The sequence below is a fragment of the Streptomyces sp. NPDC040405 genome, assembly GCF_055595765.1.
Window position 1 is genome coordinate 506,224 of sequence record NZ_JBVIVI010000007.1, and the last position, 23,400, is coordinate 529,623.

The 23,400-nt window shown below is 73.1% G+C and carries 21 protein-coding genes; 11 read left to right on the forward strand and 10 right to left on the reverse strand.

The genetic code is table 11. The annotated features are described in order from the left end of the window. Positions 1 to 189: 189 nt before the first annotated feature. Complete coding sequence (locus ACZ59A_RS29120; RefSeq protein ID WP_470964458.1) at positions 190 to 4,353, forward strand: molybdopterin-dependent oxidoreductase; 4,164 nt, start codon at positions 190 to 192, stop codon at positions 4,351 to 4,353. Positions 4,354 to 4,405: 52 nt separating this feature from the next. Continuing rightward, positions 4,406 to 4,798, forward strand: a complete 393-nt coding sequence (locus ACZ59A_RS29125; RefSeq protein WP_468042872.1) for a TOBE domain-containing protein — start codon at positions 4,406 to 4,408, stop codon at positions 4,796 to 4,798. Positions 4,799 to 4,828: 30 nt separating this feature from the next. Here the strand turns inward: ACZ59A_RS29125 and ACZ59A_RS29130 are convergent, their stop codons facing one another. After that, a complete protein-coding gene (locus ACZ59A_RS29130; protein WP_470964331.1) occupies positions 4,829 to 5,860 on the reverse strand; it encodes a zinc-dependent alcohol dehydrogenase family protein in 1,032 nt (343 codons plus the stop codon). After that, positions 5,857 to 6,714, reverse strand: coding sequence for a PhzF family phenazine biosynthesis isomerase (locus tag ACZ59A_RS29135; RefSeq protein ID WP_470964335.1), 858 nt, complete (start codon positions 6,712 to 6,714; stop codon positions 5,857 to 5,859). Before ACZ59A_RS29135 ends, ACZ59A_RS29130 begins: the two co-directional genes overlap by 4 nt. An 85-nt stretch (positions 6,715 to 6,799) precedes the next feature. Here ACZ59A_RS29135 and ACZ59A_RS29140 point away from each other — a divergent pair, with 85 nt between their 5' ends. Continuing rightward, on the forward strand, positions 6,800 to 7,699 hold the full coding sequence (locus ACZ59A_RS29140) for a LysR family transcriptional regulator (RefSeq protein ID WP_470964338.1): 900 nt from the start codon (positions 6,800 to 6,802) through the stop codon (positions 7,697 to 7,699). Between the two features lie 43 nt (positions 7,700 to 7,742). On the opposite strand, the gene ACZ59A_RS29145 is transcribed toward ACZ59A_RS29140, so the two are convergent. From ACZ59A_RS29145 to ACZ59A_RS29155, 3 genes are all read right to left on the reverse strand, one after another. Continuing rightward, a complete protein-coding gene (locus ACZ59A_RS29145; protein ID WP_470964341.1) occupies positions 7,743 to 8,174 on the reverse strand; it encodes an NUDIX hydrolase in 432 nt (143 codons plus the stop codon). 109 nt (positions 8,175 to 8,283) lie between these two features. Next, the gene (locus ACZ59A_RS29150; RefSeq protein WP_470964344.1) at positions 8,284 to 9,438 is read right to left on the reverse strand and encodes an SPFH domain-containing protein; all 1,155 of its coding nucleotides are present in this window, start codon (positions 9,436 to 9,438) and stop codon (positions 8,284 to 8,286) included. Positions 9,439 to 9,450: 12 nt separating this feature from the next. Beyond that, on the reverse strand, positions 9,451 to 9,702 hold the full coding sequence (locus ACZ59A_RS29155) for a hypothetical protein (RefSeq protein ID WP_470964347.1): 252 nt from the start codon (positions 9,700 to 9,702) through the stop codon (positions 9,451 to 9,453). A gap of 246 nt (positions 9,703 to 9,948) precedes the next feature. Between ACZ59A_RS29155 and ACZ59A_RS29160 the strand changes: the two genes are divergently transcribed. Continuing rightward, entirely contained in the window at positions 9,949 to 11,022 is a 1,074-nt protein-coding gene (locus ACZ59A_RS29160) for a hypothetical protein (protein WP_470964350.1), read from the forward strand. A gap of 25 nt (positions 11,023 to 11,047) precedes the next feature. Here ACZ59A_RS29160 and ACZ59A_RS29165 read toward each other — a convergent pair whose 3' ends face one another. The 3 genes from ACZ59A_RS29165 to ACZ59A_RS29175 all read right to left on the reverse strand — a co-directional run bounded on the left by ACZ59A_RS29165 (position 11,048) and on the right by ACZ59A_RS29175 (position 15,365). Then, positions 11,048 to 11,626 (reverse strand): hypothetical protein, encoded by a 579-nt coding sequence (locus ACZ59A_RS29165; RefSeq protein ID WP_470964353.1) that lies wholly within the window; start codon positions 11,624 to 11,626, stop codon positions 11,048 to 11,050. A gap of 70 nt (positions 11,627 to 11,696) precedes the next feature. Beyond that, positions 11,697 to 13,787, reverse strand: a complete 2,091-nt coding sequence (locus tag ACZ59A_RS29170; protein ID WP_470964356.1) for a restriction endonuclease — start codon at positions 13,785 to 13,787, stop codon at positions 11,697 to 11,699. 165 nt (positions 13,788 to 13,952) lie between these two features. Continuing rightward, a complete protein-coding gene (locus ACZ59A_RS29175; RefSeq protein WP_470964359.1) occupies positions 13,953 to 15,365 on the reverse strand; it encodes a DUF1996 domain-containing protein in 1,413 nt (470 codons plus the stop codon). A 135-nt stretch (positions 15,366 to 15,500) separates the two neighbouring features. Between ACZ59A_RS29175 and rpmG the strand changes: the two genes are divergently transcribed. From rpmG to rpsR, 4 genes are read left to right on the forward strand one after another with little or no spacing between them, the layout of a single operon-like run. Further along, positions 15,501 to 15,665, forward strand: a complete 165-nt coding sequence (rpmG, locus tag ACZ59A_RS29180) for a 50S ribosomal protein L33 (RefSeq protein WP_468042852.1) — start codon at positions 15,501 to 15,503, stop codon at positions 15,663 to 15,665. Between the two features lie 5 nt (positions 15,666 to 15,670). Continuing rightward, positions 15,671 to 15,940, forward strand: a complete 270-nt coding sequence (locus ACZ59A_RS29185) for a type B 50S ribosomal protein L31 (protein ID WP_468042850.1) — start codon at positions 15,671 to 15,673, stop codon at positions 15,938 to 15,940. After that, on the forward strand, positions 15,937 to 17,151 hold the full coding sequence (locus ACZ59A_RS29190) for a CobW family GTP-binding protein (RefSeq protein ID WP_470964362.1): 1,215 nt from the start codon (positions 15,937 to 15,939) through the stop codon (positions 17,149 to 17,151). Before ACZ59A_RS29185 ends, ACZ59A_RS29190 begins: the two co-directional genes overlap by 4 nt. A gap of 33 nt (positions 17,152 to 17,184) precedes the next feature. Then, positions 17,185 to 17,427 carry a 30S ribosomal protein S18 gene (rpsR, locus tag ACZ59A_RS29195; RefSeq protein WP_470964365.1) on the forward strand — a complete coding sequence of 81 codons (243 nt, stop codon included), beginning with the start codon at positions 17,185 to 17,187 and terminating at the stop codon, positions 17,425 to 17,427. 13 nt (positions 17,428 to 17,440) lie between these two features. On the opposite strand, the gene ACZ59A_RS29200 is transcribed toward rpsR, so the two are convergent. Then, positions 17,441 to 19,672 carry a serine/threonine-protein kinase gene (locus ACZ59A_RS29200; protein WP_470964368.1) on the reverse strand — a complete coding sequence of 744 codons (2,232 nt, stop codon included), beginning with the start codon at positions 19,670 to 19,672 and terminating at the stop codon, positions 17,441 to 17,443. Between the two features lie 238 nt (positions 19,673 to 19,910). Between ACZ59A_RS29200 and ACZ59A_RS29205 the strand changes: the two genes are divergently transcribed. Together ACZ59A_RS29205 and ACZ59A_RS29210 are read left to right on the forward strand one after the other, a co-directional pair. Further along, the gene (locus ACZ59A_RS29205) at positions 19,911 to 20,513 is read left to right on the forward strand and encodes a DUF4232 domain-containing protein (protein WP_470964371.1); all 603 of its coding nucleotides are present in this window, start codon (positions 19,911 to 19,913) and stop codon (positions 20,511 to 20,513) included. A 173-nt stretch (positions 20,514 to 20,686) separates the two neighbouring features. Next, positions 20,687 to 21,412: a DUF899 domain-containing protein gene (locus tag ACZ59A_RS29210; RefSeq protein ID WP_470964374.1), complete on the forward strand. Its 726-nt coding sequence runs from the start codon at positions 20,687 to 20,689 to the stop codon at positions 21,410 to 21,412. A gap of 855 nt (positions 21,413 to 22,267) precedes the next feature. Here the strand turns inward: ACZ59A_RS29210 and ACZ59A_RS29215 are convergent. Then, a complete protein-coding gene (locus tag ACZ59A_RS29215; protein ID WP_470964461.1) occupies positions 22,268 to 22,843 on the reverse strand; it encodes a TerD family protein in 576 nt (191 codons plus the stop codon). Between the two features lie 157 nt (positions 22,844 to 23,000). Between ACZ59A_RS29215 and ACZ59A_RS29220 the strand changes: the two genes are divergently transcribed. Further along, complete coding sequence (locus ACZ59A_RS29220; RefSeq protein WP_470964377.1) at positions 23,001 to 23,396, forward strand: BlaI/MecI/CopY family transcriptional regulator; 396 nt, start codon at positions 23,001 to 23,003, stop codon at positions 23,394 to 23,396. The last annotated feature ends 4 nt before the right edge of the window (positions 23,397 to 23,400 follow it).

The window sequence follows — 23,400 nt, forward strand, 5'->3', positions numbered from 1 at the left end:
CGGAAGGGGACTGTGCAGGGGACGTAATCGCCCGCGATCGGCGGCTGTGACGCGCTCGCAACCGGGGTTTTTTACGGTGTGCGGCAGTGGGAGAGGCCCACCGCGAGCGTGAGAGGGGCAGTCGTGACGGCATCGGCTCGGTCGGCGGAACCGGCGGGTACCGGGCCTGCCGCGGGGGCGGCGGGGCCGGTGCGGACGGTGTGCTCGTACTGCGGGGTCGGGTGCGGGATCGTGCTGGAGGTCGGGCGGGATGCCGAGGGGCGCCGGAAGGCGCTGAAGGCGTCCGGGGACAAGGCGCATCCCGCCAATGCGGGGCGGCTGTGCACCAAGGGGGCGACCAGCGCGGAGATGCTCGGGGCGGCCGGGCGGCTGGAGACGGCGCTGTCGCGGGACGACCGGGGGGCGGAGCCCGCGGCGGCGCCCGTGGACGAGGCGATCACGGCGACCGCGCGGCGGCTGCGGGCGATCCTCGACGCGCACGGGCCGGACGCGCTCGCCTTCTATGTGTCCGGGCAGATGACGCTGGAGGCGCAGTACCTGGCCAACAAGCTGGCCAAGGGGTTCATCGGGACCAATCAGATCGAGTCCAACTCACGGCTGTGCATGGCCAGCGCGGGCAGTGGCTACAAGCTGTCGCTGGGGGCGGACGGGCCGCCCGGTTCGTACCAGGACTTCGAGCACGCGGACGTGTTCCTCGTCATCGGCTCCAACATGGCCGACTGCCATCCGATCCTGTATCTGCGGCTCATGGACCGGGTGAAGGCGGGCGCGAAGCTGATCGTGGTCGATCCGCGGCGCACCGCGACCGCCGCCAAGGCGGATCTGTTTCTGCAGATCAAGCCGGGGACCGACCTCGCGCTGCTCAACGGGGTGCTGCGGCTGCTGGTCGAGGGCGGGTACGTCGATCAGGGGTTCATCGACGAGCACACCGAGGGCTGGGAGACCATGCCCGGCTTCCTGGAGGACTATCCGCCCGCGCGGGTCGCGGAGATCACCGGCATCCCGGAGGAGGACATCCGCCAGGCCGCACGGTGGATCGGGGCGGCCGGGGAGTGGATGAGCTGCTGGACGATGGGGCTCAACCAGTCCACGCACGGCACCTGGAACACCAACGCCCTGGTCAACCTGCATCTGGCCACCGGCGCGATCTGCCGCCCCGGCAGCGGGCCGTTCTCGCTCACCGGCCAGCCCAACGCGATGGGCGGCCGGGAGATGGGGTACATGGGGCCGGGGCTGCCCGGGCAGCGGTCGGTGCTGGACGCGGAGGACCGGGCGTTCACCGAGGAGCTGTGGGGGATCGCGCCCGGCACGCTGCGGGCGGACGGGGCCGGGAAGGGCACCGTCGAGATGTTCCAGCGGATGGCGGACGGCGAGATCAAGGCGTGCTGGATCATCTGCACCAACCCCGTCGCCTCGGTCGCCAACCGCCGGACGGTGATCGAGGGCCTGGAGGCGGCCGAGTTCGTGGTCACCCAGGACGCCTTCGCCGAGACGGAGACGAACGCGTACGCGGATGTGGTGCTGCCCGCCGCGATGTGGGCCGAGGCCGACGGCGTGATGATCAACTCCGAGCGCAACCTCACCCTGGCCCGGCAGGCGGTCGACCCGCCCGGCGAGGCGCTGCCGGACTGGCAGATCATCGCCCGGATCGCCTGCGAGATGGGGTACGAAGACGCCTTCGGCTACGGATGCGCGGAGGAGATCTTCGAGGAGATCAAGCGCACCTCGAACCCGCGCACCGGCTACGACCTGCGCGGGGTGACATACGGGCGGCTGCGCGAGACCCCGGTGCAGTGGCCCGCGGCGCCCGACGGCGGCGACGACCGCAACCCCGTCCGCTACCTCAACGACGGCGTCAGCCAGACCCTCGCCGTCCGGGAGGACGGCACCCGGCCCCGGCTGGTGTTCCCCACGCCGAGCGGCCGCGCCGTCTTCCACGCCCGCCCGCACATGGACGCCGCCGAGCTGCCGGACGACGACTTCCCGTACCTCCTCAACACGGGGCGGCTCCAGCACCAGTGGCACACGCTTACCAAGACCGGCAAGGTCGCCAAGCTGAACAAGCTCAACCCGGGGCCGTTCGTCGAGCTGCATCCGCGGGACGCGGAGCGGCTGGGCGTCGGCGAGGGCGATTCGGTGGAGGTGGCCTCGCGGCGCGGGCGGGCGGTGCTGCCCGCGGTGGTGACCGACCGGGTGCGGCCGGGGGACTGTTTCGCGCCGTTCCACTGGAACGACCTGTTCGGTGAATACCTCAGCGTCAACGCGGTCACCCACGACGCGGTCGACCCGGTGTCCTTCCAGCCGGAGTTCAAGGTGTGCGCGGTGTCGCTGGCGAAGGTCGCGTCGGCGCCGTCCGCGAGCCCGGCGTCCTCAGTGGCGGGGGGCGACGGGCTCGCCGGGACGTTCGGCCTCGGCGACCCGGTCCCGCCGGTCCTCACCGAGCCCGAACGCCAGTATCTGCGCGGCTTCCTCGCCGGGCTGCACGGCTCGGTGACGAACCCGGGCACCGAGGCCGCCACCGCCGTCCCCGTGCTGCCCCAGGGCGCGCCTTTCTCGCCCGAGCACGCCCTGTGGGTCAACGGCGTCCTGGCCGGGGCCTTCTCACGCGCCGCCGACACCGCCCCCGCAACCGCCGCGGCACCCGAGGCGGCACCCGGGAAGGCCGTCCGCGAAGTGGTCGTCCTGTGGGCCTCCCAGACCGGCAACGCCGAGGACGTCGCCGGTGCCACCGCCCGCCGCCTCACCGAGACCGGACGGCAGGCGCGGCTGCTGGAGATGGACGGCACCGCCGCCGCCACCCTCCCCCGCCCCGCCGACCTCCTCGTCATCACCAGCACCTTCGGCGACGGCGACGCCCCCGACAACGGCTCCGGCTTCTGGGAGTCCCTGGCCGCCGCCGACGCGCCCCGACTGGAGGGCACCCGCTACGCCGTCCTCGCCCTCGGCGACTCCACGTACGACGACTTCTGCGGCCACGGCCGCCGCCTGGACGAACGCCTCGACGAGCTGGGCGCCGTACGCCTCGCCCCGCGCACCGACTGCGAACCGGACTACGACGAGCCCGCCCGCGCCTGGCTGGACGCCGTCCTCGACGCCCTGGGCACCTCCGCCCCCGAGGCCCCGGCGCCGGAAGCCCCGGCAGCACCCGCGCCGAAAGCGACGGCGGCACCCGCGCCGAAAGCCCCCGCCGCCCCCGCCCGCCCCACCAAGGCCGAGCCCTTCACCACCCGCCTCACCGGCAACCGGCTGCTGAGCCTGCCCGGTGCGGCCAAGGAGGTGCGGCAGTTCGCGTTCGACACCGGCGACGGCGCGCTCGCCTACGAGGCCGGGGACGCGCTCGGCGTCTGGCCCGAGAACTGCCCCGACCTGGTCGCCGAATGGCTCGCCGTCACCGGCCTCGACCCGGCCGCCGAGGTGGCCGTCCAGGCCGTCCACGGCCCCGGCTCCGGCTCCGGTTCCGGCCCGCGCGCGATGCCGCTCGCCGACGCCCTCCGGAGCCATCTGGAGATCGCGAAGATCACCCCGGACCTGCTGCGCTTCGTCCTCGACCGCACCCACGACCACGACCTCAAGCGGCTGCTGCGCCCGGACAACAAGGATGGTCTGGCCCAGTGGACCTGGGGCCGCCAGGCCGTGGACGTCCTCGCCGAACACCCGGTGCGCGCCTCCGCCCAGGAGTGGGCCGACGTCCTCAAACGGCTCCAGCCCCGGCTGTACTCCATATCGTCGAGCCCCCTCGCCCACCCCCACGAAGTGCGGCTCACCGTCTCCGTGGTGCGCTTCGAGAGCCGCCGCGGAACGCTCCGCAAGGGCGTCGCCTCCACCCATCTCGCGGACGCCGCCACCGACCGCCCCGTGCCCGTCTTCGTCCAGCGCGCGCCGTCCTTCCGGCCCCCGGCCGACCCCACGACGCCGATGGTGATGGTCGGCCCCGGCACCGGCGTCGCCCCGTTCGTCGGCTTCCTCCAGGAGCGCAGGGCGCGCGGCGCGACCGCCCCCAACTGGCTGTTCTTCGGCGAACAGCGCCGCGCCACCGACTTCTACTACGAGGACGAACTCGACCAGCTGAGCCGCCACGGCACGCTCACCCGGCTCGACACTGCCTTCTCCCGCGACCAGCGGTCCAAGGTGTACGTCCAGGACCGGATGCGCGAACACGGCGCCCGGCTGTGGTCCTGGCTCCAGGACGGCGCCCACTTCTACGTGTGCGGGGACGCCACCCGGATGGCCAAGGACGTCGACCGGGCGCTGCGCGACATCGCCGTCGCCCACGGCGGACTCGACGAGGACGCGGCCGAGCTGTACGTCAAGCAACTCGCCGCCGACAAGCGCTACGCCCGCGATGTCTACTGACGCGAGGTGTACGAAAGACCCGCACCCGCAACGCGTCTGCCAGGGTGGGGGGATGCACACTTACCGGATCGGCGAAGCCGCGGCCCTGATGGGCGTCAGCGCCGATACCCTGCGCCGCTGGATCGACGGCGGACGGCTCACCGCCGAGCGGGACGAACAGGGCCGCCGGATCATCCCGGGCCCGGCGCTCGCCGCGTTCGCCCGCGAGCTGAGCCGCGGCACGGGCCCGGAGGGGAACGGCGTCTCCTCGGCCCGCAACCGCTTCGCGGGCATCGTCACCGAGGTGATCCTCGGCGATGTGTCCGCGCAGGTGGAGATCCAGGCGGGCCCGTTCCGGGTGGTGTCCATGATCAGCCGGGAATCCGCGGAGGAGCTGGGTCTTGAGCCGGGCGTCCCCGCGGTGGCGGTGATCAAGTCGACCAACGTGGTCGTCGAGAAAGCGTGAGCGCGCCCGGCCGTCGTGGCGGCGGCCGGGTCACGCGTCGGTGATGACCACCTTCCCGAAGTGGCCCCGGCCCGCGAAGTGGCGATACGCGGCGGGCGCGTCCGGATACGGGAAGGCGCGGTCGATCACCGGGCGCAGCCGGTGCCGCTCGATCGCCCGGTTCATGTCCTCGAACATCTCCCGGCTGCCCACGAACATCCCCTGCAACGTGACGCCCTTGCGCACCACCGCCATGGGATCCGCCCCGTCGCCGTCGGCCAGCACCCCGATGACGCTGATCCGCCCGCCGGTGCGGACCGCGGTGAGCGACTGCGGCAGGGTGCCCGCGCCGCCGACCTCCACCACGTGGTCCACGCCGCCGCCGGTCGCCTCGTACACCGTCTGCCCCCACGCGGGCGTCGTGACGTAGTCGATCCCCTCGGCCGCGCCGAGCGCGCGCAGCCGCGCCAGTTTCTCGTCGCTGCTGGAGGTGGCGAGGACATGGGCGCCGCTCAGCGCCGCGAACTGCAGCGCGAAGAGCGAGACTCCGCCGCTGCCCAGCGTCAGCACGCTCTGCCCGGGGGCGGCCCCGCCCGCTGTCACCACCGCGTGCCAGGCGGTCACGGCGGCGCAGGGGAGGGTGGCGGCCTCGGCGAAGTCCAGGTGGGCGGGGGCGGCGACGAGGGCGTCCTGGTCGAAGAGGACGTATTGGGCGAGTACGCCGCCGGACGGGCCGCCGAGCGCGCCCGCGGTCCGCTCCGCGGTGGCCCGGCCGGAGATCCAGTGCGGCATGAAGATGCCCACCACCCGGTCCCCGGCGGCCCACCGGGTGACGTCGGCGCCCGCGTCGACCACCTCGCCCGCGCCGTCGGACAGCGGCACCAGGCCGGGGGCGAGGGCGCGTCCGTAGGTGTCCGAAGCGATCATCAGGTCGCGGTAGTTGAGCGACCAGGCGCGCATCCGGACCAGCACCTCCCGCGGCCCGGGGGCGGGCACCTCGCGCTCGGCGGGGCGGAGGGCGTCGACGCCGGTGAAGCGGGGCAGCTCGAAGCAGCGCGTCGTACGAGTGGCGTGGGTCGTCATGCGGGAATCCTCACCGCGTGGCCGCTGACGCGGACACGCGTGTCGTCGGGGTCGATGTCCACGAGCAGTTCGCTGGGCCGTCCCATGTCCTCGCCCTGCCGGATCCGGACCCGGGACGCCTGCCCGACCAGGCCGGTCGCGCGCAGATACCCGCCGAAGGCGGCGGCCGCCGCGCCGGTGGCCGCGTCCTCCACGACGCCGCCGACCGGGAACGGATCACGGGCGTGGAAGTCGAGCCGGTCCGGGGCCGGGCGGTGCACCAGATGGACGGTGGTCCAGCCGCGCCGCCGCATCAGCTCCTCCAGCGCGCCGTAGTCGTACGCGAGGTCGGCGAGCCGGGCGCGGGTGGCGGTGGCGAGGACGAGGTGGTCGTTGCCCGCGAACGCGACATGCGGGGGGAGGGCCGGATCGAGGTCGTCCCGGGACCAGCGCAGCGCCGCCAGCGCGGGCCGCAGCTCCGTGGCCTCGTCGGCGGGACGCGTCCGGGTGGGCACGGAGGTGAGGGTGGCGCGCGGCACCCCGCCGCCGTCCACGCTCGTCACCACCCGGACCTCGCCCGCCGCCGTGTCGAAGACCAGCTCTCCGGGGCCGTCCCGCTCGGCGAGGGCGACGGCGGTGGCGACGGTGGCGTGCCCGCAGAAGGCGACCTCGGCGCGCGGGCTGAAGTACCGCACCCGGTGGCGGGCGCCCTCGGACGCGGTGACGAACGCGGTCTCGGAGTACCCGACCCGGGCGGCCAGCGCCGTCATGGCGGCGTCGTCCTCGCCGAGCGGACCGGCGTCGAGGACCACACCGGCGGGGTTGCCGCCGACGGGGTCGGTGGTGAAGGCGGAGTAGCGCAGCACTTCGGTCATGCCGTCCACGCTTCCACCGGGCGGCCATCGCGTCCAACGATTCCTTTCGCTGGACGTGATCGGAAAACCCGATAGCCTTCCCGTGATGGACACCAGACTCCTGCGGACGTTCGCGGCCCTGGCCAGGACCGGGAGCTTCACCGCCACCGCCGCTGAGCTGCACCTCGCCCAGTCCACGGTCACCGTGCAAGTCCGCACGCTGGAACGGGAGCTGGGCACCCGCCTCTTCGACCGGCTGCCCACCGGCGCCGTCACCACCAGCGCCGGGCGGCGGCTGCTCACCGAGGCCGAGGACGTCCTCGACGCGGAGGCCCGGCTGCGCGCGGCGGCCTCGGGCGTCGCCGGGGCCCACGGCATCCCGGAGGGGCAGGTCGCCCTCGGCGCGGGCGAGTCCCTGTGCGCCTCCCGGCTGCCGGGCGTGATCGCCTCTCTCGCCCGCAGCCACCCCGGCATCGAACTCAACCTCCACCCGGTGGGCAGCGCCGCCGCCGTCGAGGGGCTGCGCGCGGGCCGCATCGACCTCGCGCTCCTCCTGGAGCAGCGGATCGACCACGCCGACCTCACCGCCCGCCCCCTCGGCCGCGAACCCCTCGTCTATCTCGCCGCCCCCGACCACCCGTGCGCGGGCCGCGACGTGGGCTGGGCCGAGCTGGGGCGGCAGAGCTTCTTCGTCCACGAGGAGGGGTGTTCGTACAGCGACCAGCTGGTGCGCACCCTCCGCACCCTCCCCGGACCACCGCCCCGCCTCACCCGCTTCGGCAGCATCGAGGCTGCCCGCTCCTGCGTCGCCGCCGGTCTCGGCCTCACCCTGCTCCCGCGCGCCACGGTGCGGCGCCAGCTGGCCGAGGGCGTGCTGGCCGAGGTCCACGGCCCCGAAATCCCTCCGGTCCCGGTCCAGCTGACCCAGGCCCGCCGCCGCTGGACCAGCCCCGCCGCGCAGGCGGTCGCCACCGAACTGGCGGCCCGCCTCATCCCGGCGGACTGACCCCTTCGCGCCCCTTCGGGCGCTACAGCGCCCTCCCCGCGCGCTACAGCAGGTGCACCCCGTCGTGGGCGCGGACGGCGGGCGGGGCGGTGGTGTCGAGCGCGTCCAGGATGCGGGCCGCGTACGCCTCGCACGCGAGGTCCGGCACCTCCGCCCGGGTGGCCCAGCGCCAGGCCCGGGTGCGGGGGCCGGTGGCGGGGGTGCCGTCGAGGGCCCGGCAGCGGAAGACGAGGGAGACGGCCAGGCCGTTCATGTCCTTGTAGACGCCGGTGAGGGCCGCCGGAAGCGCGATCTTGACGCCGGTCTCCTCCAGCAGTTCGCTCCGCAGGGCGTCGGGGATCGTCTCGTCCGGGTCCAGCGCCCCGCCTGGCGGCTCCCAGGTGCTGCTGTCCCGGCGCTTGATGAGCAGCGCCCGGTCCCGCTCGTCGACGATGACTCCGGCGACGTTCACTGTGTGCGGGCGGTCCACGGTCACGTTCCTCGGCCCTCTCGACTGGCTGCGCGGTCCTCACCGTAGCCCAAGTCCCGTACCGGCAAGGGGCGCACGAGCACGCCCATACCGAGAGCCGGGGGCCAGCCGGGCGCTAGCGGATGTCGATCACGCCGTCGTCCGGCCGGGCCCCGTCCCGTCCGCCGCCCTCGTGCCGCGACGGCGTCGCCCCGCCGTCCATGGAGCGGCGTACGGAGTCCAGGATGGTCAGCCCCTGGCCCACCAGCCCGGCCGCGATCTCGCCGAGTCCGTCCGCGCCGTTGAGGACGTTGACGTTGGCGCCGGACAGGCCCGACGAAGCCTCCTTGACGATCTGCGGGAGCTGGTCGATGAGCATGCGGTCCAGGGCGACCCGGTCGTGCGAGGCCGCCGCCTCGGCCTGGATCTTCATCCGCTCCGCCTCGGCCATCGCCAGCACCCGGATCCGCTCGGCCTCGGCCTCCGCCGGTTTCACGATCTCGGCCACCAGCTCCTGCTGCCGCAGATCGGCCGCCCGCTGCGCCAACTCGGTCTGCGCGGCCAGCACTTCCTGCCGCGCGTGGGCCTGCGCCAGCGGTCCGGCCTGGGCGGCCTGGGCCTGGGCGCGGTCCACCTCGGCGTTGTACTGGGCCTGCACGATGGCGGTCTGCCGGGCGTATTCGGCCTGGTTACGGGCCGCCTCCTGCTCCGCCTCGCTCGACGCCTGGGTGGCCTGCGCCTGGGCGATCTGGGCCTGCCGCTGGATGGCGGCCTTGTGCGGGGCGGACATCGCGTCGATGTAGCCGGTGTCGCCGTCGTCGATGGACTGGATCTGCAGCGAGTCCACGATCAGGCCGATCTTCGCCATCTCGGACTTGGAGGTGTCCAGCACCTCGGTGGCCAGCTTCTGCCGCTCGGTGATGATCTCCTCGACGGTCATCGAGCCGATGATGGCCCGCAGATGACCCGCGAAGATGCGACCGGTGAGGACGGACATCTGCTCCTGGTCGGAGAGGAAGCGCTGCCCGGCGTTGACGATCGACTCGGTGTCGTTGCCGACCTTGAAGGCGATCACCGCGCGGACGGTCAGCACGATGCCCTGGCGGCTGACGCACGTCTCGGCGACCTCCGCCTCGCACATCGCCAGCGTCAGGAAGCGCACCTTGCGGAAGACGGGCAGCACGAACTTGCCGTGGCCGGTCACCACCCGGAACGGCGCGCCCCCTTGGCCACGCCTGCCTCCGGAGATCAGCATCGCCTGGTCAGGCGCGGGAACGCGGTATCCGAACATCGCTCGTCTCCCTCAAGCAGCGCCGCCGGCCGCGCCGGCCGACGCGTTCAATGGGTCGGCCCACTCCATGACATCGACCTGCCGGGCGCCCCGGGAGTCGATGACCAGCACGGACGCCCCCTGTGGCAGGGGATCGGCGGACCAGGCGAGGAAGGTTTCGGTGCCGCCTCGCACGCGTACCAGGACCTCGCCCGGACCGGCGGCCCCGCGAGTGCCGATCACCAGCACCCCGGTACAGCCGATCACGGATTCGTCCCGCACCATGTGACGGCATCCCCCCTCGCCATGCGCACTGACCTCGTCATGTGCACTGAATTCCGACCTTAGTCCTCCCCTGTGACACCGGATACGGGGAAGCCCGGCCATTACGCGGCCCTTACCGTTCCGGGTCCGAATCGCGATGTAAGCCCATGTGAGCCCCGGTGTACCGGCGTTCTACGCTGTCGGGGCCGTCAAGGGCGGTGCCGGGAACGCGGTACATCGCGGAACAACAGGAACAACGGGGGATACATGCGGACACGCATGAGGACGGCCGGTGCGCTCGCGCTGGCGCTGCTCGCCACCGGATGCGGCGGTGGCGCCGAGGGCGGCGGGACGGCGGACGCGGCGAAGAAGCCGGACGGCAAGCCGACCACGTCCGCGCCGTCGGTGCCGATGGAGACCACCGCGAAGAAGGCCGCCTGGACGGACCGGGGCCACACCCGGCAGCTGAAGGTGGCGCCCAAGCGGCTGGTCCAGGGCAAGGAGTCGGACCTCGCTCGGGTCCGGCTCGACAGCGAGGTCGACGGGATGGTGCCCTTCTACCTCACCGTCTCCTTCACCAACACCGGCAAGGAGACGCTGGAACGGCCCGACCCGGAGAACAACTTCGCGATCACCCTCGCCGACGGAGCCCCCGGCCACCCGATCGACCTGATGAACATGAACCCCCTGGCCGCAGAGTCGGGCTTCCCCGAGGAGTGCGACAAGGGCGCCCCCGCGACCCTGCCCCCGGGAAGCACGGGCGAGGCGTGCCGGATCGTCATGCTGCCCAAGCACCGCACGCCCGCGATCGTCTCCTACGCGGACGCGGCGAGCGGCGCCCTGACGTGGAAGATCGGCGACGGCAAGGGCTACGCGGGCACCAACGGCCTGATGTCGGTGGGCCAGTCCGCCGACGCCATGTGGCAGGACGACAACGTTGACGTCCCGATGACCGTCACCCTGACCGGCGTGCGCAAGGGCGGCATCGGGGACCTGAGCCGCTTCCAGCTGAACGCCACGCAGAAGAAGACGACCCCGTACTACGTCACCCTCCGGTACCGGAACACCGGCAGGCACGTCCTGCTGCCCACCATGCAGGACGGCGTCGCGGTGAGCACCGCGGGCGGACAACGGCTTCAGCCGACGACCTTCATGGACTTCTCCACCCCGGGCAACGGCGTCGACGGCTGCCGCAGCGCCGTGGCCCACACCCGGCTGAAGCCGAAGTCCTCCCTCACCATGTGCTCCGTCCACCTCATGCCCGAGGGCGACCAGCCGGTAGCGGTCACCTTCAAGGGCGAGGGCGCGGGAGCCCACCAGTTCGGCTGGCGCATGCCGTGAGCGTGCGGTGAGCCGACGCGGCCCGCTACTTCTCCGCGGAGTCCTCGAAGTACGTGTCCAGGACCTCGTCCAGCTTCGTCGTCCACTCCTTGAGGGCGCCGCGGGCCGAAGCCTCCACATCGGCGGCGTACCAGCGGTGGGCGGTCGTGTAGACGGTGACGCTGAAGCGGCGGCCGAAGCGGGGAGTGTCGATCTCCACCGCGCCGATCTCGTCCCACGAGAACTCGGCGTTCTCGCCGTCCAGCTGGAAGGCGACACCGGAGCGCCCCGCGGTGATCGAGCCGCGGCGGTCGGAGACCTCGAAGACCGGCCCGTCCTCGGCCTCGTCGCCCTCGTCGGCTTCCACCGCCTCCGGCTCCTCGGCGTCGGCTTCCGCCACCGCCTCGTCCGGCTCGGGACCGGCGTCGTCGTCTTCGGCGGTGTCGTCCACCGGCTGGTCGGCGGCCTCTTCCGGTGCCTCTTCGGGGGCTTCCGTGGCCGTCTTCGCTTCCGCCGTCACCTCCCCGGTCTCGTCCGGGCGCGGGGGCGTCAGGCCGGGGATATGTCCCGGATCGGTCCCGGCGGCGGGTACGGGCGGGGTGATCGGACCTATGCGCTGCTCCACGCCCGGCAGTATGTCGGATGAAGCTGTGCCCGCGACACCCACTCCCCGAGTGTTCCGCCGCGCGTCACGATCAGGCGACGTCGATGCCGTACTCCCGCACCAGCTCCACCAGCCCGCCCGGGTAGCCCTTGCCGCCGATCACGAAGTCCCAGTCGCCGCTCGCGCGGCGCCGGAACGAGCCGAGGACCAGGGCGGTTTCGCCGGGGCGGCCGTCGGAGACCTCCAACTGGCCGAGTTCGGAGCCCGACGCGTCCAGCAGCCGTATGCGGGCGTCGGCGAAACCGGACAGGTCCGCCCCGGGGTCGACCTCGGGGTCGACGGCCGCGGCGAGGACGAGGCGGTCGGCCTCGGGCGGCAGGGCGTCGAAGGCGACGCGGACCGCGGCCCGGTCGGGGGCGGTGGCGGGCAGGGCGCTGACGGTGCCGTCGGGGGTGCGGGGGTTGTTGAAGAAGACGAAGTGGTCCTCGCTCAGCACCCGGTCGCCGTCGCAGACGAGGGCGCAGACGTCGAGGGCGACCTCGCCCGACCAGGACATGCCCAGCACGTTGTGGTCGGGCACATCGGGAGAGGGGGAGGCGGGCGCGTCGCGCCGGTCCGCGCCGTCGCCCAGCCGCCCCCGCAGCCCGTGCCGGTGCAGCAGGTCGACCAACTCGGCCCCGGACACCAGCTCCAGCGGCTTGCCATGGGCGAAGGTGTGCGAGCCGGGGCCGAACCGCGAGGTGGTGACGAGCACGCCCTTGTTCGCGCCGCTGTCCTGCACCGTGCCGTACAGATCGCGCACCGCCGTCGGCGGCACCGTGCCGCGGTAGCGCTTCACCTGCACCACGATCCGGCCGCCCCGGATCGGGGCGGGGTCCATCGCCTCGACGTCCACCCCGCCGTCGTTCGAACGCCGGGTCGTCACCGCCCGCATCCCCATGGCCCGGAAGAGGTCAGCGACCAGCGACTCGAAGTCGATCGGATCCATCGCGTGCAGATCCGGCTCATCGCCCCCGCCCTGGGTGAGGACGGCGGAGCCGACGTCCTCCGGCGTCCGCCCGGGCGGCACGGCGGCGCGCTGGTCGGGGCGGCTGGACAGCCGGCCGCGTACGCCGTCGACCAGGCAGTCCACCGCGCTCACCTGCTCCAGCCGCAGTTCGGCGAAGGCGGTACGGGTCACCGTGACGGTCGCCAGGACGATCCGGGCCCGGTGGCCGGTCGCCGGATCGTGGTCGTCCACGAAGCCGTTCAGCGCGACGGACTCCAGCGCCCCGGACTCGTCCGCCGCGAACAGGTCGCGCAGCGCCAGCAGCACGACTTGCGCGAGCACGTCCCGGTACAGCGACCGGCGCTGCGTGGCCGGACGCGCGGTCTCCCGGTCCTCGTCGGCGCCGGGCATGTACCGCACCGACTTGATCTCCGGGACGATGTCGTACCGCGGCAGCTCCCAGTCCACGACGAGCTGGCGCGCGGCCGGGTCGTACGCGGCGGACACCTCGCGGGGGAGGTCCCGCGGCCACACCGCGGAGGAGTACGTGGAGTGGTAGAGCGCCGCCGTGAAGTAGTCCACCACCGCGTCGGGGTCCCCGGCCCGCACCTCCGCGACCAGGTCCCCCACGCCCGCGTTGTGCCGCCGTATCTCCTCGATCCGCTGCGCGGCCCACCGCTCGTACTGCCGCCGGTACGCGTCCAGTTGCCGCACCCGCTCGGCCTCAGCGCCCTGCGCGGCCCGCCAGTCCCGCTCGTACCGCTCCCGCGCCTCGTCCCGCTCCCGCCGCCCGGCCCCGAAGCCCCAGCCGCCCTGCGGCTGGTAGTGGCGCTGGTCCGGCATCGGTACGGGGTGGGCGAGCGCGCCCGGGTCGAACGGCTCGACCTGTTCGGGCCGGGCCAGCCCGGCCGGGCGGAACGCCGGAGCCCGGCACCCGTCCGCCAGCAGCGAGCCCAGCGCCTCGACCCGCGCCTCAAGCTCCTCCGTACGCCGCCGCGCGTCCGCCTCACGCTGCCGCCGGTACGCGGCCTGCCGCTCCCGCTGATCGCGCGCCCGCTCCCGCTCGGCGGCCCGCAGCCGCCGCTCCTCCTCGCGCTCCCGCCGCACCCGCTCCCGCTCCCGCTCCTCGCGCTGCCGCTGGGCCTCGGCCCACAGGGAGATCAGGCCGCTGGAACGACCGGAGCGACGGCTCATGCGGTACCCACTCCCCCCGGGCCATCGGCCCCACACTCGCGCACCGGCCCCCAACCAGCGGTAAGCCCCCGATTCTAGTGCCGGTCCCGGCTGCGGAACATGAGACGGCCCGGCAGGACGGGGGCAGCCGTCCTGCCGGGCCGGGTCCGTCGGCGCGGTCGTGCGTCAGCCGCACTTACGGCCGCTGTTGATGCACTTCACGGCCTGCTTCATCAGCGAGTCGGACATCACGTTGATGAAGTCACCGTGGTCGGTGACCGGCTTGTGCAGCTGCTCGGGGAAGCTGTCCACCGCGAAGACCGAGTTCGGCGCGATCTTGTAGGTGATGCGCTGGGTCAGGGCCGGGATGGCCTTGAAGCCCTTGCCGCACGCCCCGTTGGCACCGGCGAAGGCCACGTGCGTGCGGTGGTTGGCGCTGTCGGCGTTGCGGCCGTCCCAGCAGCTCTGGAACTTGAACGTCCGCACCACGTTGCTGCCCTTGGGGCACCGCGGGTACTTGTCCTTGAGCTGGCGGTTCTCGAAGCCGGTGCAGCTCCAGGAGGCGTTGGCGTTGGCCGTGCCGTTGGTGAAGGCCTTGGCGTCACCGGTGATGATGCGCAGGAACTTCGGCATCGCCACGACCTTGCCGACCGCGCTGCCGCGGAAGGAGAGCTGGACGGAGGTGGGCTGGAGGATGGTGCCGATGTTGCCCTCGGTGCCGCCGCCCGGGGCGCCCGCGTCCTTCTCCTTCTTGCCGTTCTGCAGCCGCAGCACGGGCCAGTAGTGGGTGGAGCGGTCGCCGTTGGTGCAGGAGGTGGTCGCGGTGGCGAGGATCTCGTCGGTGGCGAAGGCGTCGTTCTTCTGGTTGCCCACGTAGTCGTGCATGTGGTGGGCGCCGTTGCTCACGCCGGGGGCGACGATGACGTTGTCGGAGTTGAACTTCTTGTTCTCGTTGCGCCCGCAGCGCGAGGAGAAGGTGCCCTTGGAGGCGGCCGCCTGCTTGCGCGGGTTCTTGACGTTGGGCTGCACCTTGCGGATGTCCACGAAGTCGGACTTCTGGGGTCCGGTGGCCTGCGCCCCGGCGGCACCGGCCTTCGCCGCGGGGGCCGCCGCCACGGCGTTCGTCTCGCCCTGCTTGACCGTGCAGGCCGCCATCGAGCCCAGCCCGGACGCCGCTTGCGCGCCCTGTCCCATCCGGGTGGCGATGCGGTTCAGCGCGCCGCGGCGCTGGGACGACAGCGGCTCCAGGACGCGCGTGCGCACCCATTCCTGGTCGGCGGCCTTGGTGCCCTGCGCGGCGAGCTGCTTGTAGGCGTCGGCGACCTGGGTGTCCAGCTGCGCCAGTTCCTTGTCCACGGCGGGCCGTGCGCTCTGCGGCACGTCCGACAGCCGGGTGGCGACGTCGGGACACTGGATGGTCGTCGAGGATTGTCGTGCGGCCTCGGTCCGGTTGGGGGACTGCCGGGCGGCCGAGGCGTTGTTGTCGGTCATCAGCAGCGCGCCGCCGCCGACCGCCAGGGCCGTGACGCCGACGGCGGAGACGACCAGCACGCGGGACCGCTTGTGTCTCTTCTTGTACCTCACCACTACGCCCCTCATTGGTAGTTGTCGTAATGCGATACGAAAACCAGGGCGGTTCCGCTCATCGGTGGCCGTAGTGGATGAAGGTGTGGCGCGAAGCGATCCCTCGACGCTAGATGAAAATGAAAACCAACACCATGTACTCTGTGCGTCATGGCCCGCAACGAACTACGTCCGATCATCAAGCTCAGGTCCACCGCCGGAACCGGCTACACCTACGTGACCCGCAAGAGCCGCCGAAACGACCCCGACCGGATGGTCCTGCGCAAGTACGACCCGGTCGTGGGCCGCCACGTCGACTTCCGAGAGGAGCGCTGACCGCCATGAAGCCCGGTATCCACCCCGCGTACGAGCCGGTCGTCTTCCGCGACCGCGCCGCCGGTTTCGCCTTTCTGACCCGCTCCACGGCCACCAGCGACAAGACCGTCGAGTGGGAGGACGGCCGCAGCTACCCGGTCATCGACGTCGAGATCTCCTCGGCCAGCCACCCCTTCTACACCGGCACCCAGCGGATCGTGGACACCGCGGGCCGTGTGGAGCGCTTCGAGCGGCGCTACGGATCCGGGCGGGGCGCCGGAGGGGGCGCCCGGTGAGCGGGCAGGACGAGGCCCGGGAGGCCCGGCTGGCCGTCGCGGTCGTGGGCGGGCTGCACGCCGACGCTCGCCGGGCCGCCGTCGAGGAGATCCTGCGCACGGTGCCCGGGGCCGTCGCCCTGCACCACGACCTGTCGGCCGCGACCGACCGCGCCGTGCACCGGACCGTACGGGACGCCACCGGCCTGCTCGACAGCGGCGAGGCGCCGCTCGTGAACGACTGCGCGTGCTGCGCCCTGCGCGAGGACCTGATCCCCGAGCTGCTGCGGCTGGCCGCGGGCGGCGGCCACCGGCTGGCCGTGGTCGAGCTCTGGGATTCCGTCGAGCCGCAGGCCATGGCCGGGGTCATCGCGGCCGAGAGTGCGGCGCAGAGCGCGGCCGAGGGCGCGGCCGGGGGCGCGCCTCTCGCGCTGACCGGGGTGGCCACCGCCGTCGACCCGGCGCTGATCGTGCCGTACCTCGGATGCGGCGACGACCTGGCCGACGCCGGTCTCGCCGCCGCCCCGACCGACCAGCGCACCGTGGCCGACACCTTCGCCCGGCAGCTCGAATACCCCACGCTCATCGCCGTCGCCGAGGACACCGCGCCCGAGGAGCCCGCGGACGACGCCGACCACGCCGTGCTCACCCAGCTCACCCCCGGCGCCCGGCGGCTGCGGCTCGGCGACGGCGCCCTCGGACCCGCCCTGCTGCGGGGCTTCGACATCGGGGCGGCGGCCGCCCGTCAGCATCCGGCGTGCGCGCTGCTGCCGCAGGAGAGCGACGAACACGGCGTGGCCACCCTCGTCTGGCGCCGCGCACGCCCCTTCCACCCCGGTCGGCTCTACGCCGCGCTGGAGGACCTGACCTGCGCCGCGGCCCGCAGCCGGGGCCGCTTCTGGCTGGCCGACCGGCCCGACTCCCTCCTCTCGTGGGACGCCGCGGGCGGCGCGCTCTGCGTGGAGTCCGCCGGTCCCTGGCTGGCCGCCCTCCCGGACGCCGCCTGGGAGATGGTCCCCGCCGAACGCCGCGTCGCGGCCTCCCTGGACTGGCACCCGGAACACGGCGACCGCTGCCAGCACCTCACCTTCACGTCCCCCGGCCTCGACCGGGACAACCTGCTGGCCGTGCTCGACTCCTGCCTGCTCACCGACGACGAGTACGCGGCGGGCCCGGACGGCTGGAAGCAGCTGCCGCACCCCTTCGACGGCCTCCTCGACCCGGTCGCCTGACCCCCGCCCCTACGGACAAGGACGCGAAGAACCATGCCCTCCCGCCACACCGCCCGGCGCCCCGACCCCCGGCGCCGCCGCGCCAACCCGCTGGACGCCGCGGGCATCACCTACGTCGACTACAAGGACACCGACCTGCTGCGGAAGTTCATCTCCGACCGCGGCAAGATCCGCAGCCGCCGGGTGACCCATGTGACGCGACAGCAGCAGCGGCGGATAGCCCGCGCCATCAAGAACGCCCGCGAGATGGCCCTGATCCCCTACGGCTCCCGCTGAGGACCGCGCGCGATCACTTCGTCGCGCTGGGGCGCGCGGACGCGGTCGGCGGCGACGCGGGCCGGTCCGGGCGTACGGAGAACACCGTGTCCCCGGCCATCGCCACGATCGAGTCCTTGACCAGCAGCACGGACGGCGGCCGCTCCTGCGCCGTGTCCCCGGGGTCGCTCAGCGCGGAGGTGCGCCACACCTCCTTGCCGGTGTCGCTGTCCAGCGCCAGCAGGCGGCCGAAGCGGTTGGAGAAGTACAGCTTGCCGCGCCGCTTCGACTCCGCCGGCGCGGACAGGCTCTCCGTCTCCGTCTCCCGCTGCCACAGCTGCTTGCCGCTGTGCACCGACACCGCGGTGACCGTCCCGTTGGTGCGGACGGCGTAGACGACCCCGTTCAGGAGGGTGGCCGTGCCGTACAGGGGCTGCCGCAGCGGGATCCGCGTGGTCTTGCCGGTGCGCGGATCCACCCGGATCAGCGCGTCGTACGGGCGCTCGTACCCGGCCTCGTAGACCTCCTTCGCCGTCTGCGGGGCGAGGAAGACGGGCGCCCCGTCGACGGAGCCGAGGCTCAGCGCCTTCTTCGGGAGGGTCGCGAGTGCGCGCTGTGAACCGTCGGAGGGGTCGAGCCGCAGCAGGGTGTACGGCCCTTCCTCGGCCAGCCCGTCCGATGTGCGACGCGAGCACAGCGCGTACGGGACGCCGGAGGCGACCGGCGTCGCCGGATCGCAGAACCGCCCCGCAGGCGCCGGTGACTGCCACAGCCGCGCACCCGACGTCCCGTAGGCGACGAACTCACGGTCGTCGGCCGACAGCGTCAGCAGCCCGCCGCGGAACAGGCGCACCGCCGCGGACTGGCTGATCCTGCGTTCCCACCGCTGCTTCTTGGTGCCGGTGTCCAGGGCGGTCACCCGGCGGCCCTCGTCCTCCGGCGCGGAGTAGCTGTAGACGATCCCGTCCCGTACGCCGATGGGGCGCGCCTCCTGCGGTCTGGTGCCGCTGCGCCACCGGACACGGCCGGTGGCGGCGTCGACCTTGGCGACGGTGAAGCCCTTGCCGCCGCAGTACAGGGCGGTGGCGCGGTCCGGTACGCACCCGGCGTCCTGGTACACGAGCGGGGGCAGCGGGGCCTCGTACCGCAGCGTCGTCCGCCACGGGCGCCAGCCGTCGGGCAGCGACGCGGGGGCGTCGTCGTGGGCGGCGGACGCGGAGGGGTGGTACGGCGCCGGGCTCGTGGCGGTCGGGCCGTACAGCTCCAGCGCGAGCAGCCCGCCGACGGCGAGGGCACCGGCCCCGACGAGGATCCACCGCCTGCGCCGCCTCCGCCCGGCCCCTTCCGCGCCGCCCTCCGCGGGCTTTTCCGTGGCCTTTTCCGTGGCCTTTTCCGCGGGCTTTTCCGCGGGCTTCGCCGCCCGCACGGGAATCCCCTCCGGCGGAACCGCGGCGGTGAAGTCCGGCAGCGCGCCGAGCAGCCGGTGCAGCTCGTCCAGGCCCGGCCGCGCGTCCGGATCCTTCTCCAGACACCGCTTGGCGAGCGCGATGAGCGGCCCCGGCAGCCCGTTCAGCGTCGGCGGCTCGTACATCACCTGGTACCCCGACAGATACGGGCTCTCGGCGTCGAACGGCCCGACGCCGGTGGCCGCGTACACCACCAGCACCCCCAGCGAGAACACGTCCGAGGCCGCGGTGACATCCCGCGCGTTGCGCAGCTGCTCCGGCGACATGAAGCGCGGCGTGCCGAGCAGCCGCCCGGCGGTGAGGGTGAGCGTCTGGTTGTCGGCGGCCCGCGAGATGCCGAAGTCGATGACGCGCGGCCCGTCCTCGGCGATCAGGATGTTGGCCGGTTTCAGGTCCCGGTGCACCACCCCGGCCCGGTGGATGTCCCGCAGCGCCTCGACGAGCCCCAGCCCCAGCGTCCGCAACTCCGCCCCGCCCAGCGGCCCGTCGTCCCGCACGACCTCGGCGAGGGTGCGCCCCGGCACGTACTGCGTGGCCATCCACGGCCGCTCGGCCTCCGGATCGGCGTCCAGCACCGGAGCGGTGAACGCGCCGCTCACCTTGCGCGCGGCCGTGATCTCCTGCCGGAAGCGGGTCCGGAACTCCTCGTCCTGCGCGTACTGCGCGTGCACGAGCTTGACCGCGACCTGCCGCCCCGAGGCCGACCGCCCCAGGTAGACGATCCCCATACCGCCCGACCCGAGCCGGTCGAGCAGGGCGTAGCCGCCTATGGACGCCGGATCATCGGTACTCAGCGGCATCGCCCATCCCCTCTCCCCAACGGCCGTGACCGCTCCTACATTAGGCCGCCCCGCCCCCACGCCCGACGCCCCACGCCCTCATACGGCGCGGCCGGGATAAGGTGATCATGTCCAGGACCGGTGTAACGGCCACTTATCGGGGGTGTGTTGGACGGAACGCCTCCTGCCCGCCTGGGGCCTCGATGATCTGTAAGGCTCGCTCCCGAGGAGTGAGTGGCACCACCCCGAAAGAGAAACGATGCGCGTTCAGAACCTCTCCCTCCTCGCCCTGGCCGTCGCGGCCGGTCTTTCGCTCAGCGCCTGCCAGGGGGACGGCTCCTCCTCCCAGGGCTCCGGCGACAGCAGCGCGTCCGCCGACCAGAAGTCCGGTGACACGCGGTCCGACGGCTCCGGCGACATCGGTGCGAGCGGCAGCGCCGACGGCGGTGCCGAGGCGGGCGGCGCCGGCTCGGACTCCTGCAAGACCTCCCAGCTCGGCTTCAGCAGCTCCCACGGCATGGGCGAGGGCACGCTCATCGTCAACCTCAAGAACAACGGCTCCGCCACCTGCGCCCTCCAGGGCTTCCCCGGCGTCGACCTCAAGAGCAAGGACGGCTCGATCAGCGCCGAGCGCGGCGACCGCACCCCGGAGAAGGTCAGCGTCAAGTCCGGCGAGGAGACCCGCTTCACCCTCTCCTACCCGCCGAACACCTCAGGCGGCACCGGCGCGACCTTCACCAGCCTCGTGGTCACCCCGCCCGGAGAGACCCACTCCCACTCCCTGCCCGTCAGCATCAACCTCGCCGCCTCCGACGACACCACCTCCGGCATCAAGGTGGACCCGGTCGGCAGCGGCAAGTAGAGCCGCCCCGCGCGACAAGCGAGCCCCGGGCCACTGGCCTGGGGCTTTCCGCTGCCCCGGACACATTCAATCGAATATAAGTTCGATAATCCCCTCATCGGCGTGCGCCCGCGCCCACGGCGACCGACCCTGGACAAAGGGAGCGCGGACCGGACTGGAAGGGGACCCTCGCCATGAAGACACCCCCGATCGTGTCGCCGCAGGAGTGGGAAGACGCGCGCCAGCAGCTGCTGGTGGAGGAGAAGCAGCTGACCCACGCCCATGACGCACTGGCCGCCAAGCGCCGCCGCATGCCCTGGGTGGCGGTGCGGAAGGAGTACGCGTTCGAGGGGCCCGAGGGCAAGGTGAGCCTGCTCGACCTGTTCAAGGGGCGCCGTCAGCTGATCGTCTACCGCGCCTTCTACGAACCGGGCGTCTTCGGCTGGCCCGACCACGCCTGCCGCGGCTGCTCCATGGTGGCCGACCACGTCGGCGACCTCGCCCATCTGAACGCCCGCGACACCACCCTGGTCTTCGCCTCCCGCGCCCCGCAGCGGAACATCGAGGAGGAGAAGGCGCGGATGGGCTGGACCATGCCCTGGTACACGATCACCGATGATTTCGACGCCGACTTCGACGTGGACGAATGGCACGGCACCAACGCCTTCATCCGCGACGGCGCCCATGTGTACCGCACCTACCTCATCAACGCCCGCGGCGACGAGGCACTGGGCAGCACCTGGAGCTACCTCGACATGACGGCCCTCGGCCGCCAGGAGAACTGGGAGAGCTCCCCCGAGGGCTACCCCCAGACCCCGCCGTACGAATGGTGGAACTGGCACGACGCCTACGGCGGGACCGAACCGGCCCCGGAATGGCTGGACCAGACCCGCCGCGGCCCCCGGGGCCGGATCCGCTGAGCGGTCGGCTCCTGGCAGGTGCGGCGTCAGTCGTCGGACGGGGACGGGGACGGGGACGGCCGCGCGGTGAAGCCGGGGCCGGTGTATTCGGGGGCCGCGAAATCGGGGCTGGTGTAGCCCAGCCGCGGGCCGCGGCCGGGGGCGGCGGTGCGGCTCGGCCGCTCCTGGCGCAGCTGGTCGCGGAGGAACGGCAGGATGCCGCGTTCGAGGAGGGCCCGCCGCCATGCGTCGCTGGCCTCGGCCGCGCCCGGTGCGCCGCCGGGCGGGCCGGGGGCCGGGGTGGGGGGGGGGGGGGGGGGGGGGGGGGGGGGGGGGGGGGGGGGGCCCCCCGGCCCCCCCCCCCCCCCCCCGCAACCGCCGTGATCACGGCCGCGGTCTGCCCCGCGGTCAGCAGCGCGGCGCCCAGCTCCTGGCCCGCGCTGCTGAGCCCCAGGGCGTACCCGAGGAGCAGGAAGGCGGCGGTCGCGGCCGCCGCCAGCACCGGCGCCAGGATCGCGAGCGCCGACAGCAGTCCGCGGACGCCCGCCGCGGCGGAGGGCGCCAGGTCGGGGCGTACGGGGGAGCCGTCGGCCGCGCGCTGCCGCAGGTACGCGGCGTACTCGGGGGCGGCGGCCGTGGCGATGCCCGCGCGCTCGGCGAGGGCGCGGGCGCGCAGCCGCTCGGCCGCCGCGCCCCCGGCGGGTCCGGCGCCCCCGGCGGATCCGTGCCGCCGCAGGGCCGCACGGATCTCCGGGGTGTTCAGGGCCTGCCGCAGCACCCGCTCGAAGGCGGGGGTGTCCTCCGGACGTAAGGCAGGTGGTGTGCCGTTCATGTCGGTGTCCTCGGTCGGGCCGGGGCGCGGGCCGCGGGAGGCGGTCAGAGGTGGACGCCGAAGTCGGAGGCGATGCCCGCCAGGCCCGAGGCGTATCCCTGGCCGACCGCCCGGAACTTCCACTCCGCGCCGTGGCGGTACAGCTCGCCGAAGACCATCGCGGTCTCGGACGCGGCGTCCTCGCTCAGGTCGTAGCGGGCGAGTTCGGCGTTGTCGGCCTGGTTGACCACCCGGATGAAGGCGTTGCGGACCTGGCCGAAGCTCTGGCCGCGGCTCTGGGCGTCGTGGATGGAGACGGGGAAGACGATCCGGGTGACGTCGGCGGGGACGGCCGCCAGGTTCACCTTGACCGACTCGTCGTCGCCCTCGCCCTCACCGGTGAGGTTGTCGCCGGTGTGCTCGACCGAACCGTCGGGGCTGGTGAGGTTGTTGTAGAAGACGAAGTGCCGGTCGGACACGACCTTCCCGGCCTCGTCGCACAGCAGGGCGCTGGCGTCGAGGTCGTAGTCGGTGCCCGTGGTCGTCCGTACGTCCCAGCCCAGGCCGACCAGGACCGCGGTCAGGCCCGGCGCCTCCTTGCTGAGCGAGACGTTGCCGCCTTTGGACAGGGAAACTCCCACGATCTCCTCCTGGATGTCGGATGGACGGATGCCGTCCGCCTGCGTACGCACTAAAATCTACAACACTGTAGAAGTATTCGGGTGGGGAGGGTGCGATCGGCGACCCTGTACCGTCACCTGACGGCTGGTTGTGAGCGGTGTGCCGGAGGGAGATGGCGTGAGAGACCAGGACAAGGACGATCCGCACCCGCGCTTCCGTCGACGGGGGCAGGGCGAGCTGGAGGCGCAGGTGCTGGCGGTGCTGCGGCAGGCGGAGGGGCCGGTAACGGCCGCCTGGGTGCAGGAGCGGCTCGACGGCGATCTCGCGTACACCACGGTCATGACGATTCTGTCCCGGCTGCAGGCGAAGCAGGCCGTGACCCGGGAGCGGGCGGGCCGGTCGTTCGTCTGGCAGGCGGAGTCGGACGAGGCGGGGCTCGCGGCGCTGCGGATGCGCCGGGTGCTGGACGGCCAGGGCGACCGGGGAGCGGTGCTGGCCAGCTTCGTGACGGGGCTGACGGCCGACGACGAGCAGCTGCTGCGGGGCCTGTTGAGCGAAGCGGAGGGAGACTGAGCGC